General features: G+C 75.0%; 12 protein-coding genes and 1 pseudogene. 7 read left to right on the top strand and 6 right to left on the bottom strand.

Annotated features, from left to right (window positions below):
• Positions 1 to 46 precede the first annotated feature (46 nt).
• On the bottom strand, positions 47 to 1,303 hold the full coding sequence (locus ACFHW0_RS08415; protein WP_416606632.1) for an LOG family protein: 1,257 nt from the start codon (positions 1,301 to 1,303) through the stop codon (positions 47 to 49).
• 291 nt (positions 1,304 to 1,594) lie between these two features.
• Here ACFHW0_RS08415 and ACFHW0_RS08420 point away from each other — a divergent pair, with 291 nt between their 5' ends.
• The gene (locus tag ACFHW0_RS08420; protein WP_416606634.1) at positions 1,595 to 2,023 is read left to right on the top strand and encodes a DUF3151 domain-containing protein; all 429 of its coding nucleotides are present in this window, start codon (positions 1,595 to 1,597) and stop codon (positions 2,021 to 2,023) included.
• Between the two features lie 137 nt (positions 2,024 to 2,160).
• Here the strand turns inward: ACFHW0_RS08420 and ACFHW0_RS08425 are convergent, their stop codons facing one another.
• Together ACFHW0_RS08425 and ACFHW0_RS08430 are read right to left on the bottom strand one after the other, a co-directional pair.
• Positions 2,161 to 3,801 (bottom strand): chromosome partitioning protein, encoded by a 1,641-nt coding sequence (locus ACFHW0_RS08425; RefSeq protein ID WP_416606732.1) that lies wholly within the window; start codon positions 3,799 to 3,801, stop codon positions 2,161 to 2,163.
• A gap of 1,417 nt (positions 3,802 to 5,218) precedes the next feature.
• Positions 5,219 to 6,322, bottom strand: a complete 1,104-nt coding sequence (locus ACFHW0_RS08430; RefSeq protein ID WP_416606636.1) for a hypothetical protein — start codon at positions 6,320 to 6,322, stop codon at positions 5,219 to 5,221.
• 122 nt (positions 6,323 to 6,444) lie between these two features.
• Between ACFHW0_RS08430 and ACFHW0_RS08435 the strand changes: the two genes are divergently transcribed.
• The 6 genes and pseudogenes from ACFHW0_RS08435 (at position 6,445) to ACFHW0_RS08460 (ending at position 11,605) form a co-directional block, all read left to right on the top strand.
• Positions 6,445 to 7,734 carry an adenylosuccinate synthase gene (locus ACFHW0_RS08435; RefSeq protein ID WP_416606637.1) on the top strand — a complete coding sequence of 430 codons (1,290 nt, stop codon included), beginning with the start codon at positions 6,445 to 6,447 and terminating at the stop codon, positions 7,732 to 7,734.
• Between the two features lie 188 nt (positions 7,735 to 7,922).
• Positions 7,923 to 8,060 (top strand): annotated as a pseudogene (locus ACFHW0_RS08440) (type IV toxin-antitoxin system AbiEi family antitoxin domain-containing protein); the annotation flags it as partial.
• Between the two features lie 213 nt (positions 8,061 to 8,273).
• Positions 8,274 to 8,849 carry a hypothetical protein gene (locus tag ACFHW0_RS08445; RefSeq protein ID WP_416606738.1) on the top strand — a complete coding sequence of 192 codons (576 nt, stop codon included), beginning with the start codon at positions 8,274 to 8,276 and terminating at the stop codon, positions 8,847 to 8,849.
• Between the two features lie 89 nt (positions 8,850 to 8,938).
• Entirely contained in the window at positions 8,939 to 10,186 is a 1,248-nt protein-coding gene (purD, locus tag ACFHW0_RS08450; protein ID WP_416606639.1) for a phosphoribosylamine--glycine ligase, read from the top strand.
• Between the two features lie 59 nt (positions 10,187 to 10,245).
• Positions 10,246 to 10,764: a SigE family RNA polymerase sigma factor gene (locus ACFHW0_RS08455; RefSeq protein WP_416606640.1), complete on the top strand. Its 519-nt coding sequence runs from the start codon at positions 10,246 to 10,248 to the stop codon at positions 10,762 to 10,764.
• Positions 10,757 to 11,605, top strand: a complete 849-nt coding sequence (locus tag ACFHW0_RS08460; RefSeq protein WP_416606642.1) for a hypothetical protein — start codon at positions 10,757 to 10,759, stop codon at positions 11,603 to 11,605. The genes ACFHW0_RS08455 and ACFHW0_RS08460 overlap by 8 nt, the downstream gene beginning before the upstream one ends.
• A gap of 9 nt (positions 11,606 to 11,614) precedes the next feature.
• Here ACFHW0_RS08460 and ACFHW0_RS08465 read toward each other — a convergent pair whose 3' ends face one another.
• From ACFHW0_RS08465 to ACFHW0_RS08475, 3 genes are all read right to left on the bottom strand, one after another.
• Complete coding sequence (locus ACFHW0_RS08465) at positions 11,615 to 13,051, bottom strand: MFS transporter (RefSeq protein WP_416606644.1); 1,437 nt, start codon at positions 13,049 to 13,051, stop codon at positions 11,615 to 11,617.
• 55 nt (positions 13,052 to 13,106) lie between these two features.
• Positions 13,107 to 14,669 carry an AMP-binding protein gene (locus ACFHW0_RS08470; RefSeq protein WP_416606646.1) on the bottom strand — a complete coding sequence of 521 codons (1,563 nt, stop codon included), beginning with the start codon at positions 14,667 to 14,669 and terminating at the stop codon, positions 13,107 to 13,109.
• A gap of 178 nt (positions 14,670 to 14,847) precedes the next feature.
• Positions 14,848 to 16,062, bottom strand: coding sequence for an acyl-CoA dehydrogenase family protein (locus tag ACFHW0_RS08475; RefSeq protein WP_416606647.1), 1,215 nt, complete (start codon positions 16,060 to 16,062; stop codon positions 14,848 to 14,850).

A 16,062-nucleotide genomic window follows, 5' to 3' on the forward strand; every position in this document is an offset into this window, starting at 1 on the left:
GCCGGCTCCCCACCCGGGGGGCCGGCCGTCGCCGTGTCCGGAACCGTCAGGACGTCGCGGTGAGCACCCGGACAGCCTCGTGGACGTCGTCGGTGAGGTGCACGGAGGACGACAGGTCGCCGAACGGCGAGGCGCCCAGCAACGGCCGCAGCAACGACTCCACCGGAAGCTCGTGCGTCCAGTACGCGCGGTCCAGGAAGACGTACGCGCCGCTGGCCCCGTCCGTGCCGTAGTAGGTCTTCGTGGCGGCCTGGAACACCTCCTGCACCGTGCCCGCCCGGCCGGGGGCGAAGACGATCCCACCCCGGGCCAGCCGCAGGATGGTGTCCTCGCGGATGGCGTTGGAGAAGTACTTCGCGATCCGGCCGGCGAAGAGGTTCGCCGGCTCGTGCCCGTACAGCCAGGTCGGGATCGCCAACCCGCCGGCGCGCGCCCAGGTGACGTCGCCGGCGGCCAGTGCGGCCGAGTCGACGCGGGACACGCTGCCGGGGTCGGCGGCCCGGGGCCGGGGCGGCACCACCGGTTGGCCGTAGCGCTCCCGGACCCGCAGCGCCGCCGCCGTGTAGCGGTCGTGGTCGGTGAAGTCCGGCGCCCCGGCGAGCAGGTCGATCGCGGCGTCCAGATCCTCGATCGGCCGCAGCGCGAGGTAGGCGCCGAGGTTGGCGGCCTCCATCACCCCGGGGCCGCCGCCGGTCACCACCAGCCGGTCGGCCCGGGCCAGCTCCCAGCCCAGCACCGCCGCCATCCGGTACGGCGCGCTGCCGCGCGGCACCGCGTGCCCGCCCATGATGCCGACCACCGACTGCGGACCGTGGGTGGCCAGCCAGGCGCGGGTGGCGTCGGCCAGCGCGTTGTCCACGCCGTGGTCGTGCAGCCGCTGACCGAGCGCCTCCCGGACGTCCGGCAGCGCCCCGCCGTGCGCCCGGAAGTGCTCGTAGACCCGGGTGTCGTACATGCCGGCGAACCCGCCCTCGGCGAAGCCGGCGGCCAACTCCTCCGGGGTGTAGAGGTGGGACGGCTGGGTCGGGTAGGGCAGCCCGGAGAACGGTGGCACCACGTTGGCGCCGCGCCGGACCAGGTCGGCGCCGACCTCACGGGAGGCGAAGCGGCACCCCACGAAGAGGGTGCCGGTCACCTCGACGGCGGTGAGGTCGGGGACGGGATCGAGATCGAGCCGCAGCCCCTGCACGGTCAGCCCGACGAGGCTGCCGGTGGTCAGCCGCCGGTCGAACTCGGCGCGGGTCTCGATCTCGTCGGTGCAGGTGTGCGGCTCGATGACGTCCGCGGGAGGTGGGGTCGGCACCCTGGCCATCCTGCCCCGCCGGGTCAACCGGCCAAACCTCGGAAACCTCCGCGCGCCGGCGATCCCGCCGCCGAAGGCCGCCCGGCCTGCGCTGGACCGACGGGAGCCCGGCGGCCGTGACCACCGGGCTTCCGCGGTACCGGGTCCTGGGGAGGCTCCGGACCAATAGTTGTAGTCGAAAGCACCGGCCCGGGGCATGGGCCGCAGGCGTGACCAACTCCTCAGCCGTTCAGCCAGTCGGCTCGCCCAACCCCCTCGCGCGCCGCGGGGCGAAGCGGGTTGAATGGGGCGATGCAGAACCTGTTGCCGGAACCACCGGCCACCCTCCTCCCCGCGCACGACGAGGCCGACGCCGCCCTGGCCGCCGCCGAGCAGGCCGGCAGCGACGAGGCGCTCGCCGAGGTGGCGGCGCGCTTCCCGACCTACAGCGCCGGCTGGGGTGCGCTGGCCGCGCGGGCTCTCGCCGCCGGCCAGGTCATCCCGGCGTACGCCTACGCGCGCACCGGCTACCACCGCGGCCTGGACCAGCTGCGCCGCAGCGGCTGGAAGGGATTCGGTCCGGTGCCGTGGTCGCACGAGCCGAACCAGGGCTTCCTGCGCTGCCTCTACGTGCTGTCCCGGGCCGCCGACGAGATCGGCGAGTCGGACGAGGCGGCCCGCTGCGCCCAGTTCCTCCGCGACTGCGACCCGGCGGCGGCGGACGCGCTGGCGAGCAACTGACGTCGGGGCCGACGGCCGGCGCGGCTCAGTCCCGCCCCGGCCGTCGGCTCGTCCGGTGCCCGGCGAACCCGGCACGTCGTCCACCTGGCGACGCCGCCTGGACGCCGGGCGGCGTCACCAGGGATACCGGCGACGCCCTACAGCCCCTCAGCGACGGCGGCGGCGATCTTGAGCCAGGCGTCCCGGGTGGCCGCGGAGAGCCCCCCGTACCGGATCGGCTCGCCGGTGTCGATGAGGCGCTCGTACGGCGCGAGCAGTACCGCCCGGGTGCGGGCCGCGAAGTGCTCCTGGATCGCCGGCAGGTCGATCTCCTTGCGGGACGGCGGCATGGAGACCACGGTGACCGCCTGCCGGACCAGCCGCTGCCGGCCGCTCTGCTCCAGGTGGTCCAGCATCCGGGCGGCCGTCTCGGCCGAGTCGTTGCGGGCCGACATGGTGACCACCAACTGGTCGGTGGCGTCCATGGCGGCCTGCCAGTTCTGGGCCCGGACGTTGTTGCCCGTGTCCACGAAGATCAGCTTGTAGAACCGGCTGACCACCTCGCGGATCTCGGCGAACGCGGCGGCGGTGAGCATCTCGCCACCGGTGGCCGACTCGTCCGAGGCGAGGACGTCGAACATTCCCTCGCCCTGCGAGCGGACGTACTGCGACAGGTCGCCCACCCGCCCGTGCGCGCCCTGGAACTGGCCCAGGTCGCGCAGCATGTCCCGCACCGTACGGGAGTGGAAGTCCTGCTGGGCGCGCATCCCGAGGGTGCCCTGGGTCTCGTTGTTGTCCCAGGCCAGCACGTAGCCGCCGCGCTTCTGGCCGAACGTCATCGCCAGCAGCAGGATGGCCACCGTCTTGCCGGCGCCGCCCTTCGGGTTCACCACGGTCACCTGGCGCAGCCCGCCGAAGTTACGGCGTACCGTCTCGATGTCCCGCCGCAGCTCCTGCTCGTGCCGCCCCGGAGGCAGCCGCAGCCCCATCCGGTTGGCAACCGCCCGTACGCCCATCGTGGCCACCGGGTCGGCGGGCCGGACCTGCCGGCGGCGGGCGAAGTCCTCGGCCGTCGGCGGCTCGGTGATCGCCGGGTGCCAGTTCGGGTCGGGCTGTGCCGGCGGCACCGCGGTGACCCCCTCCGCCGGCTGGTACGCCTGCTGCGGAGCCGGGGCGTGGCCCGCCGGTGCGGCCTGTTGCCACGGCGGCGGATACCACCCGGGCGGGTACGGACCGGGCGGCATCGGGCCACCCTGCTGCGGGTACGGCCCCGGCGGACCGGCCTGCTGCGGCGGGTACGGCCCGGCCTGCTGCGCCGGGTAGGGCCCGGGCGGCACGGACTGCTGCGTCGCCGCCGGGTCGGGTCCTACGCCCTGCGGTGACGCCGGCTGGTCGGCCCCGGAGTCCTGCTGCGTCGCCGCCGGGTCGGGTCCTACGCCCTGCTGCGGCACCGTCGGGTCAACTCCGAAGTCCTGCTGTGACGTCGCCGGGTCGGACCCGGGGCCCGGCGCGGGCCCGACCGGCACGCCCCGCCCCTCCGGATCGTGCGAAAACGGGACGTGGGGCGCACCCGCCTGGGGCGGGCCCTGCCGGAGCGGCCCCTGGTCGGCCGGACCCTGCGGGGGGATGCCCTGGCCGACCGGGCCCGGCTGGGCCGGTTGCTGGTGGTGGAGGGCCTGTCGGAGCGCGGCGCCCTGGTGCGTCGGCGCGGGACCGGTCGCGCCGGACCCCGGTCCGGGCTCGGCCGCCGCCGTGGCGGGTCGCTGCGGCGGCTGCGCCCACGGCGACTCAGCCGGCATCCGCGCCCCGCCGCCGCTGACCGGGCCGCCGATGGTCGCCACGCCGCCAACACCACCGTTCGCGGAGCCGCCGGCACCCCCGTTCGCGGGGTCACCGGCACTGCCATCCGTCGCTTTGCCGGCACCGCCATTCGTCGGGCTACCGGCGCTGTCATTCGTCGGTTCGCTGGCACCGCCATTCGTCAGTTCGCCGGCACCGCCATTCGTCGTCCCGCCCGAACCGCCATTCGTCGGGCCGGTACTCCTGCTCGTCGGGCCGCCGTTCGCCGGATCCCCGGTCGCGTCTCCGCCCGTCGCCGGCCTGCCGCCCGTCGGGGCGTCGCCGGTCCGGTGCGGGCCGTCAGCCCCGGCGGATCCGCCGGGATCGGGCGCCGTGTCGTGGGGCGACGGACGGTCGCCCGGGGAGGCGTCGGCCGCGGCGGCCGGCCAGGCTTCGTCCTGCCGCCCGGCGAACCCCTGGGCCGGTTCGCCCGGACCGGCGCCGGTCCGGGCGGTGGCCAAGGGGCGCGGGGACGTCACCGGGACGGGTACGGCCGGCTGGTCGAGGCTGAAGGGCATGTCGAGGTCGACCCGGGCCGGACCGGTCTGCGGAGCCCGGGGAGCGGGTACGCCGCCGCCGCCGGCCACCGAAGGGCCTCCGCCCATCCCGACTGCCGTGCGTTCACCGGCAGGGCCGGGGGCGGGTGGGCCGGCCGCACCAAGACCCGGGCTCGGGCTCGGGGTCGGGCCCGGGCTCGGGCTTTGGCTCGCGCTTGGGCTCGGGTTCTGCGGGACCGTCGGGTCCGTGGGGGTGTTCGGGGTGGCTGGTGGGGCCTGCGCGGCGGGTGCCGGCGGTGCCCAGGCCGAGGCGTCCGGCCCCCATCCCGACGCCGTGGCCGATGGAGGACCCGAGGCCCCGGTCGCTGGATAAGCCGAGGCCCCGGTCGGCCGGTGGCCCGAGGCTGCGGCGGGCGGAGGCCCCGGGGCCACGGCCGGTGGAGGCCCCGGGACTGCGACCGGCGGGTGGCCCGGGGCTGCGGCTGGCGGGTCGCCCGGGACTGCGGGTGGTGGGGGCGACCAGCCGGTGTTCGCGCCCTGCGGGGCGGTCGCTCCCGGGCCGGGGAGCGGCACCCCGCCGTTCAGGGACGGGTAGTCGGCCGGCGAGGGCGGGTGACCCGGCCGGCCCTGGGGCGGGACGGCGGACGGGGGCGCGGCGGTCGACGCCCAGGGTGGCGTGTCGGTGCCGTCGATCTGCTCCGGTGGCCAGAGTGGTTCGATGTCCCGCTCCGGAATCGGCTGCTGGCCGGGCACGTGGACCCGGTCGACGTTCTCGTCCACCACGGTTCCTCCCCATTCCTCCTGCCGAGGATAGGCCCAGTGGCCGCGCCGGGTCGGCCGTCGCGGGCCGGCCGCGTCGGCCGCGTCGGGGACGCCGAGGTCAGCCCGCCCAGACCGCCCAGGCGCCCGGTTCGGTCCACCAGGACCGCTTCCGGCTCAGCTCGCCCTCGGCACCGTCGTCGAGGAAGGGGACCTTGCCCTCGCGGGGCAGCACGGCCACGGCCCGCCCCCGGGCGCGTCGTACCTCCAGCCGCACCCGCTTCCTGCCCAACGCCGAGCGGGTCACCACGGGAACGGCGACCGCCACCTCGACCAGCCCGTCCGTCGGGTCCGGGTCGCCGAGCAGGGCCACGTCGTCGAGCCGGGCGTACCCGCCCGCGTTGCCGATCGCGCAGGCCAGCAGCGGATCGTCGCCGTTCGAGAGCACGGCGTCGTCCACCTCCACCCGACCGCGCCAGTGCAGCGGCCGGCCGCTGTCGTCGGCGGCGCCGAGGAGCGCGCCGTCCAGGGTCACCGAGCCGCCGTCGTTGCGCAGCAGGTCCAGCCGGCGGGGCCCGCCGTCCAACACCGCGGCGGCCACCGCCGCCGGGTCGCGGGGCAGCCCGAGCTGCGCCGCCAGGTCACGGTGCGTCGTGCTCCGCGCCGGATCGAGCGGGAGTACGCCGATCGGCGGCAGGTCCGGCACCGTCCGGTTGCCGGGCAGGTCGTCGGGGCGGCGGCTGGGCGGTGGGGCGTACCGCCGGACGAGCCGGCGCACGACGGCGCGCAACTGGGCGTCACTGGCCGAGGCGACCACGAGCCGGGCCTTGGAGTCGGGATCGGGCCAGGTGAGGCCGTCCGGGCGGGGTGGGCCGTCGAACCGGGCCAGCACCTCGTCGATCTCGGCGTCCGAGCGGGCGGTGACCGTCTCGACCCGGGCGCCCCGGGCGGTGAGCGCCTCCGCGCAGGCCAGCACCGGCACCCGCGGGGTGTCGCAGCGCCCGTCGGCCGTCGCGCCGTCGGCGGGGGCGCAGCCGTCGGCCGTCGTGCCGCCGGTCGCGCCGGCGTCGGCAGTCGCGCTGTCGGTCGGGCCGGTCCCGTCCTTCGCGCTGTGGGTCGGGCCGGCCCCGTCCTGAGGCGCCGCGCCGCAGCAACCGCCGCTGCCGCAGGCCCCGCCGGGCGCGTCGCGCTCCGAGCCGAGGGTGAGCAGCACCACGTCGTACACGGAAAGGCCTCCTGCCTCCCGACGCGACCCCTGCCGGCCGCGCCGCCACTACTTGTTAGCCTGACACCCCGGGCTCGCTGACCGGTCGCCACCTGGCACCCGAGCCTTCTGGAGGCGAAGAGATGCCAGCGATCGTGCTCCTCGGTGCCCAGTGGGGCGACGAGGGCAAGGGCAAGGTTACCGACCTGCTGGGTGGGCGGGTCGACTACGTCGTGCGCTACTCCGGCGGCAACAACGCCGGCCACACCGTGATCACGCCGGACGGCCAGAAGTACGCGCTGCACCTGATGCCGTCGGGGGCGCTCTCCCCGAGCGCGATGATCGTCATCGGCAACGGCGTGGTGGTCGACCCGAAGGTGCTGCTGGCCGAGATCGACGGGCTCGCCGAGCGCGGGGTCGACGTCAGCCGCCTGCGGATCTCCGGCGACGCGCACCTGATCATGCCGCACCACCGGGCCCTCGACCGGGTCGTCGAGCGCTACCTCGGTAGCTCCCGCATCGGCACCACCGGCCGGGGGATCGGCCCCGCGTACGGGGACAAGGTCGCCCGGATGGGCATCCGGCTGCAGGACCTGCTCGACCCGGGCATCCTGCGCAAGAAGCTGGAACTGGCGCTGCGCGAGAAGAACCAGCTCCTGTTCAAGATCTACAACCGCAAGGCGATCGACGTCGAAGAGACCGTCGAGGAGTACCTGCGGTACGCGGAGCGGCTCAAGCCGTACATCGCCGAGACCCGGGTCATGCTCTGGGACGCGCTGGACCGCGGCGAGACGGTCCTGCTGGAGGGTGCCCAGGCCACCATGCTCGACATGGACCACGGCACGTACCCCTTCGTGACCTCGTCGAATCCGACGGCCGGTGGGGCCTGCGTGGGCGCCGGCATCCCGCCGACGGCGATCAGCAGGGTGATCGCGGTCAGCAAGGCGTACACCACCCGGGTCGGCTCCGGGCCGTTCCCGACGGAGCTGTTCGACGACAACGGGCAGCACCTGCGCAAGATCGGCCACGAGTACGGCACCACCACCGGCCGGGAGCGGCGCTGCGGCTGGTTCGACGCCGTCGTCGCCCGGTACGCCTGCCGCCTCAACGGCGTCACCGACCTGGTGGTCACGAAGCTGGACGTGCTCACCGGCCTGCCGAAGGTGCCGATCTGCGTCGGGTACGAGATCAACGGCGAGCGCTTCGACGACATGCCGATGACCCAGACGGACTTCCACCATGCGACTCCGGTCTACGAGGAGCTCGACGGCTGGTGGGAGGACATCACCAAGGCGCGCACCGAGGACGAGCTCCCGGAGAACGCCCGCCGCTACATCGCCCGCATCGAGGAACTCTGCGGCACCCGCGTCAGCGTCGTCGGCGTGGGCCCGGGCCGCGAGGAGAACGTCCTCCGCCACCCCCTCCTCCCCTAACCCCACCCCGGGGACTCTGCGCGGTGATCATGAAGTTTGCGTCCTGACCCGGCCCGGATCCGGACGCAAACTTCTTGATCGGACGAGCGCGGCGTCGAGGTTCCACCGGGAGATCGGGTTATCCACAGGGAGGGCGGGGCTGTCCACAGGGTCGGTGCGAGGCGTGGACGGCTCGTCATCGTGGTGGGGTGAGTGTCGATGACCTCCGCCGTATCGCTGGCCGCCAGAATGGGGTGGTGACGGCCGCACAGGCACTGTCCGCCGGCTTTAGTCGGAGCCAGATCCGGTACCTGTGCCGCTCGGGGCGTTGGATCCGGGTGGCGAGGGGTTGCTTCGTGCCGGCCCCCGAGTTGAGCCCTGCCGCGCTGCGTAGAGCCCGCATCCGGGCTGTTATCACCAGCCTGGGGCCGGGCTCGGTCGTCGTTCTCGACACCGCAGCCGAGCTGCATCGGATCGCCGGGCTCCGTCCGGCATCCGCCATCCACGTGTCGGTGCCGGCTGACCGGCCACGACCGCAGCGGCTCACCGACCCTGATGTCGTGGTGCATCAGCTCACCATCGATCCGGGCACCGTCGGTGTGGTCGCCGGGATGCCCGTGACCACCCCACTGCGTACGGTCGCCGATGTCATCCTCCGCGTGGACCGCTACTCGGCGGTGTGCGTACTCGATTCCGCGCTGAACCGGCAGGTCGTCACCGAGTCCGACCTGGCCCGGATCCCGTCCCTTCTCGTGGCCCGTAGGGGAGCCGTCGCGGCCCGGCGTCACCTCGCGGAGGCGGACGGGCGGGCGCAGTCCCCGCTGGAGACCCGCACCAGGCTGCGGTGTGTCGACGGTGGCGTGCCGCCCGACGTACTCCAGTTGGAGGTGCGTGACCGGGACGGTTGCCTGCTCGGCGTCGGCGACCTCGGCTGGCGAGCGGCGCGGGTGATCGCCGAGGCGGACGGGCAGGCACCCCATCGCACGCCCCAGGCAGTCTTCGAGGACCGTACGCGGCAGAACCGGCTGGTCAACGCCGGCTGGCGGATCCTCCGCTTCACCTGGGCCGACACATTGCGTCCCGACTACATCCCCCACACGGTCAAGGCAGTGCTCCGCTCCAGCCCGGATGGTTGATCAAGAGGTTCTGACCCGTCCCGGGCCGAAAATGGGACGCAAACTTCTTGATCAACGGGGCTTGGGGAGGGGGTCAGTAGGATGCGGGTGTGCGGGTTCTTCTTCTTGGTGGTGGGGGGCGGGAGCATGCGCTCGCGCTCGGGTTGGCTGCGGATCCGGCCGTCGAGCAGTTGGTCGCGGCGCCCGGTAATCCCGGGATCGCCTCGGTCGCCTCGTTGCGGGCGGTGGATGTCTGCGATCCGGCGGCCGTCGCCGCGCTGGCGGTGGAGACCGGGGTCGACCTGGTGGTGATCGGGCCGGAGGCGCCGCTGGTGGCCGGGGTCGCCGACGCCGTACGCGCCAAGGGGATCCCCGCCTTCGGGCCGTCCGCCGAGGCCGCCCGGCTGGAGGGCTCGAAGACGTTCGCCAAGGACGTGATGACCGCCGCAGGCGTACCGACCGCCCGGGCGTACACCTGCACGGACGCGGAGAGCACCGGCAGGGCGCTGGACGAGTTCGGCGCGCCGTACGTGGTGAAGAACGACGGGCTCGCCGCCGGCAAGGGTGTCGTGGTGACCGACGACCGCGCCGCCGCGCTGCGGCACGCCGAGGAGTGCGGTCGGGTCGTCGTCGAGGAGTACCTGGCCGGCCCGGAGGTCTCCCTCTTCGTGGTCACCGACGGCGAGGCGGCGGTGCCGCTGGTGCCGGCGCAGGACTTCAAGCGGGTCGGCGACGGCGACACCGGCCCGAACACCGGCGGCATGGGGGCGTACGCGCCGCTGCCCTGGGCGCCGTCCGGCCTGGTCGACGAGGTCATGCGGGACGTCGTGCACCCGACCCTGGCGGAGATGGCCCGGCGGGGCACCCCGTTCGCGGGCCTGCTCTACGTCGGGCTGGCGATCACCGCCGAGGGCCCCCGGGTGATCGAGTTCAACGCCCGCTTCGGCGACCCGGAGACGCAGGTGGTGCTGGCGCTGCTGGAGACCCCGCTGGCCGGGCTGCTGCACGCCGCCGCGACGGGCACGCTGGCCGGGCACCCGCCGCTGCGCTGGCGCGACGGTGCCGCCGTGACGGTGGTGGTCGCCGCCGACGGCTACCCGGCCGCCCCGCGCACCGGCGACGTGATCACCGGGGCCGACGGGCCGGGGATCATCCACGCCGGCACCCGCCGGGACGCCGACGGGGCGCTGCGCTCCGCTGGTGGCCGGGTCCTCTGCGCCACCGCCGCCGGTGCCGACCTGCCCGCAGCCCGGGACGCCGCGTACGCGCTGGTGGCCGGCGTGGAGCTGGCCGGGGCGCACCACCGCACCGACATCGCCTCCGCCGCCGTCGAGGGCCGGATCAGCATTCCGGGCTGACCGGGCAACCTCCCCCCTCCCCGCCTCCGTTTGAGCGGTGAGGCGAGGAGGTGGCGGGATTGCCTGCCGACATCGAGGGCTACCGCGAGTACGTCGGGGCGCGGCTGGAGCCGCTGCGCCGCACGGCGTACCTGCTCTGTGGTGACTGGCACACGGCCGACGACCTGGTGTCGACGGCGCTGGTCAAGCTGCTGCGGCACTGGCGGCGGGTGTCCGGGATGGACAGCCCCGACGCGTACGTCCGGCGTACCCTGCTGCGGGTCTGGCTGGACGAGCGACGGCGGCCGTGGCGACGCGAGGCCGCCTGGGCCCAGGTCCCCGACGGCGCCGTCCGTTCCGCCACCGACGGTGCCGCCGACCGGCTGACCATCCTCGCCCTGCTGGCCGAGCTGCCGCCGCGCCGTCGCGCGGTCCTGGTGCTGCGCTACTTCTGCGATCTGTCCGTGGAGGAGACCGCCCGCGAACTCGGCTGCACCACCGGCACCGTCAAGAGCCAGTCGGCGCGCGCGATCGAGGCGCTGCGGAGCCGCCTCGTGGGCGTGCCGGCCCGAGCCGAGGAGGCACGCACCGATGGATGAACTCGCCCGGCAGTTGCGCACCGCGGTGGCGTCGCCGCCGCCCACCCGGATCGACGTGGACCGGCTGATCGCCGACGACCGGCGGCGCCGCCGCCATCGGGTGTGGGCGACGGCGGGCACCGGGGTCGCCGCCCTGGTCGCCGCGGTCTTGGTGACACCGGCGCTGCTCGTCGGCCCGGCCGCCGGACCGGGTGGGCCCACCCTGCCGACCGGTGCCGGCTCGCCGTCCGCCGACGCGGCACTCTGCCCGGTGGCGGAACCGGAGCCCAGCGGACCACCGGCGCCCCAGCAGTCGTACGACACGGTGCGCGACCGGCCGACCGAACGCCCCGACGCCGGCGTGGCCCGGCTGACCCTCGTGCTGCGTCCGGCGCTGGCGGCCGTCGTGCCGGCGGGGCTGACGGTCCACGGCACGATCCCGGGCTGCGACCCGGTGCAGTTCACCTACGAGAAGAGCCACTGGCACTACTACGCCCACGCCCGGCTGCGCGGCAACGGCCAGGCGGACAACGTGACGGTGTCGTTGGTCCCGACGGCCGTCGACGCGCCCGAGGGATGCGCCGCCGCCCCCGACCCCCGTACCTGCACGAGCAGCCGCCTGCCGGACGGCGGCACCCTCACCACCAGCACGGTCACCCCGGGCGACGAGGGCTTCGAGCAGCGCTGGGCGCAGGTGCGACGGGCGGACGGCACGTCCGTGACGGTGACGACGGACAACCACCACGTCGAGGGCGGAGGGAACGGCGCGCCGCCGACGCTCCGGTTCGGTCCGCCGCCGGTGCTCACCGTGGCGCAGTTGGCGGCCATCGCCAGCACGCCCGGGCTGACGCTCCATCCCTGACGCGGGTCGTCAGCCCCGCACGGGCGCGTCCCGGTGCGCGGCGGGCGTCCACAGCTCGTCGACCCGGACGCGCCCCTGTACGCGGGGCGCGTCCCGGTGCGCCGCCGAGGCGTACTGCCCGTTGAGCGGGACCGGCTCCTCCACCCGGTTCGCCGGGCCGCCGGGCGGGGCGGGCGGATAGCGGGGCGGCTCGTCCAGCGCCCGCAGCGACGGCAGCGGTACGGCGGTCAGCGCCGCCACCAGCAGCGCCCCGGCCAGCACCAGGAAGGCGGTACGCAGCCCGAGCCACCCGACCAGCGGCCCGGCGAGCAGGTAGCCCGCCGGACCGGCGGCGTACGCGAACGAGGTCATCACCCCGACCACGCGCCCGCGCAACCGTTCCGGCGTGCGGGTCTGCATGGCGTAGTTGGACAGCGGGTTGACCGGCCCGTACGCGAGCCCGATCGCGACGGCGAAGCCGATCATGGCCGGGAACGGCGGCAGGGTGGCCAGCCCGACGAGGGCCACGCCGATGACGACGAGGGCGGTCACCATCAGGGTGCGGCGACGGATCCGCCGACCCGCCGCGCCGGAGGCGAGCGCACCGACGACTCCGCCAGCGCTCATGGCCATCAGGATCGCGCCGAGGCGGGCCGGTTCTCCCTGGCCGACGAACCACGCCGGCAGCAGCACGCCCTCGACCGGCAGGTAGAGCGCGGCCAGCACCATCGAGAGCAGCGCGATGGTCCGCAGCAGCCGGTCCCGCCAGACGAACCGCAGCCCCTCGACGGTGCCGCGCCACAACCCGGAGGGGGGACGTTCGGGGCGGCCGGCCCCGGGCAGCCGGACGGCGGCGATCATCGCGACGGCCAGCGCGAACCCGGTGGCGGTGACCCAGAGGGTCGAGCCGGGGCCGATCGCGGCGATGAGCACGCCGCCGACGCCGGGCCCGATCAGGAAGGCGAGCCCCCAGACCGCCTCGTGCACCCCGTTGGCCCGTTCGATCCGCCAGCCGGCGGCCTGCGCGGCGGCCGGCAGCAGCGTCTCCCGGGCGGTCAGGCCGGCCGGGTCGAACACCGCGCCGAGCACCGCCAGCGCCACGATCCAGCCGAGGTTCAGCCCGAGCAGCGCGTCGACGACCGGGATCGCGGCGACCGAGACGGCGGAGAGCGTGTCGGAGACCAGCGCCGTACGCCGCCGGCCGAGCAGGTCCACGATCGTGCCGGAGACGAGGCCGGACAGCAGCAGCGGCAGGGCGCTGGCCGCCGCGACCACGCCGGCGGCGGTGGGACTGCCGGTGCGTTCCAGCACCAGCCAGGGCAGGGCCACGTTCGCCACGCCGTTGCCGGTGTTGGAGAGCAGCGTCGCCGCTTCGACCAGCAGCAGCGGTGCCCTCCGTGGTCCCGGTTGGCGGTGACGGGGATGGTGGCGGTGACGGGCACGGCGGCGCGGTCCGGAGCCGATCATGGTGCCGTCAGCCTAAGGGCGGCGGGGCATCCGGGCAGTAACGGCCGGGGAACGGTCAGCCGTAGTACCGGCGCAGCTCGCGGGCCAGCACCTTGCCCGTGGCGTTGCGGGGCAGGTACTTCACGAAGACCACGTCCCGGGGTACGGAGAACCGGGCCAGGTAGTGCCGGACGTACTCGCGCACCGCCTCCGCGTCGAGCGTCTCGCCGGGGTGCAGGGCGAGGAACGCGGCGAGCCGCTGGCCGTACTCCGGGTCCGGTACGCCGATCACGGCGGCCTCGCGTACCTGCGGGAGCCGGGCGATCAGGTCCTCCACCTCGGCCGGGAAGACGTTCTCCCCGCCCGAGACGATCATGTCGTCGGCCCGGCCGTCGACGAAGAGCAGCCCGCCGGCGTCGAGCCGACCCAGGTCGCCGGTGTCGAGCAGGCCGTCGTGGTGCTCCCGGGCGGCCCCGGAGGTGTAGCCCTCGAAGAGCATCTCGTTGCCGACGAAGATCCGGCCGACCTGCCCCGCCGGCACCGGCTCGCCGGCCGCGTCGAGGATCTCCAGCCGGGTCCCGTGCGGCGGGCGGCCGGCGGTGGTCGGAGCCGCGCGCAGGTCGGCGGGGCCGGCGATGGACGCCCAGGAGACCTCGGTGGAGCCGTAGAGGTTGTGCAGCACGTCGCCGTAGACGTCCATGAACCGCAGGGCGAGGCCGCCCGGCAGCGCGGAGCCGCTGACCGCGACCACCTTCAGCGGGGGGCGGGGGTCCGGCGGCGGCACCTCCAGCAGCCGTTGCAGCATCACCGGCACGGCGAAGAGCGCGTCGCAGCGCTGCGCCACCAGGGCGGCCAGCGTGGCGGCCGGGTCGAAACGGCGGTGCAGCACGATCGTGGCCCGCAGGGCGAAGCAGACCTGGAGGGCCGCGTACCCCCAGGTGTGGAAGAGCGGCGCGGCGATCATGACGGTGTCCCGGGCGTGCAGCGGGATCCGGTCGATGATGGAGACCAGCGGGCCGAAGCCGTTCGGCGTGGGGCGCCGGGCACCCTTGGGGGCGCCGGTGGTGCCGGAGGTGAGCACGATGATCCGGCCGTCGCGCCCGGGAGGACGCAGCTCGCCCGGGACCGCGCCGGCGACGAGCGCCTCCCGGGCGCGCTCGTCGAGCCGTTGCACCTCGGCGGGGAGGTTGGCGGCCCGGTCGGCGAACTCGGTGTCGTGCACCAGCACCCGCAGCCGTTGCTCCTGCGCCACGGTGGCGAGCTGCCCGGCGGAGAGCCCGGTGTTGACCAGCACCGCGTCCGCGCCGAGCAGGGTGGCGGCCACGATCGTCTCGACCGGGCCGTGGTGGTTGCGGCAGAGCACGCCGACCCGGTCCCCGGCCCGAACCCCGAGCGCCGTCCGCATCCCCTGCGCCAGCCGCTCGGCCCGGTCGAGCAGTTCGGCGTACGTCAGGCCGGTGCCCTGCTCGTCGACGACGGCCGTCCGGTCGGGGTCGCGGGCGGCAGCCTGGCGCAGCTCGCCGGCGATGTTCCAGCCCCACCTGCGCAGCGCCCGGAGCTGGGAGGCGACGCGGATCGGTCGGCCGGGGGCGAGCAGCCCGCGTCGGGTCAGGGTGGCGACGACGAACGGCAGATCCATGACGCAACCTCCTCAGGCGGTGCGCGTGGGGCCCCGGGGCAGGGGCCCCACGCGGGCGATCGGGGAGATCAGGTGCGCGGTGGTACGGGTGCGGCGGACGCCCGGACCGGCACCCGTCCGGTACGGCGGCCGCGCCGCGCACCGGTGAGGTGGTGCCGTGGCTCGGTGCTGCGGTCGGTCAGCGGATCTGGACGCCGGAGATGGCCCGGGAGATGACCAGCCGCTGGATCTCGGAGGTGCCCTCGAAGATGGTGTAGATCTTGGCGTCCCGGTACCAGCGCTCGACCGGGTGGTCCCGCAGGAAGCCGGCCCCGCCGAGCAGCTGCACGGCCTTGTCGGTGACGGAGACGGCCACCTCGCCGGCCTTCAGCTTGGACATCGAGCCCTCGCCGGCCGTGAAGGGCCGGTTGTTGCGGCCCATCCAGGAGGCGCGCCAGACCAGCAGCCGGGCCGCGTCGATCTCCATCTTCATGTCGGCCAGCGCGAACGCGACCGCCTGGTTCTCGATGATCGGGCGGCCGAACTGGACCCGCTCCTTCGCGTAGTCCAGGGCGTACTCGTAGGCGGCCCGGGCCACGCCCAGCGCCTGCGCGCCGACGGTGGGCCGGGAGAGCTCGAAGGTGCGCATCGCGGCCTGGCCCGAGGCGCGCTTGCCGGAACGGGCCCGGTCGAGCCGTTCGAGCAGGGCGTCCCGGCCGCCGAGCAGGCAGCGCCCCGGCACGCGTACGTCGTCGAGGAAGACGTCGGCGGTGTGCGACGCGCGCAGGCCCAGCTTGCGCAGCTTGCGGGTCGCGGTCAGGCCGGCGGTGCCCGGCGGTACGACGAACGCGGCCTGCCCGCGGGAGCCGAGCGACGGATCGACCGAGGCGGTGACCACGTGCACCCCGGCGATCCCGCCGTTGGTGGCGTACGCCTTCTGCCCGCTCAGCACCCACTCGTCGGTGGCCTCGTCGTAGCCGGCCCGGGTGCGCATCGCGCCGACGTCGGAGCCGGCCTCGGGCTCGGTGGTGCAGAACGCGGCGACGGCCGGCTCGTCGACGGTGCCGAAGCACTGCGGCACCCATTCGACCATCTGGTCGGGAGTGCCGGCACCGTAGATCGCGGCCACCGCGAGGGAGGTGCCGAAGATGCCCAGCCCGATGCCGGCGTCACCCCAGAAGAGTTCCTCGCTGGCGATCGGGAGGGAGAGGCCGGTGGGGTCGGCCCAGCAGGTGGCGAGGAACTCGAAGCCGTACAGGCCGACCTTCGCCGCCTCCTGGATGATCGGCCAGGGAGTCTCCTCCCGGGCGTCCCACTCAGCCGCGGCCGGGCGCACGACCTCGGCGGCGAAGCCGTGCACCCAGTCGCGCAGATCCCGCTGTTCCTCGTTCAGGTCGAGCGAGAACTCGGCCAT

This window comes from Micromonospora sp. LOL_025 (assembly GCF_048060285.1).
Lineage (GTDB): Bacteria > Actinomycetota > Actinomycetes > Mycobacteriales > Micromonosporaceae > Micromonospora.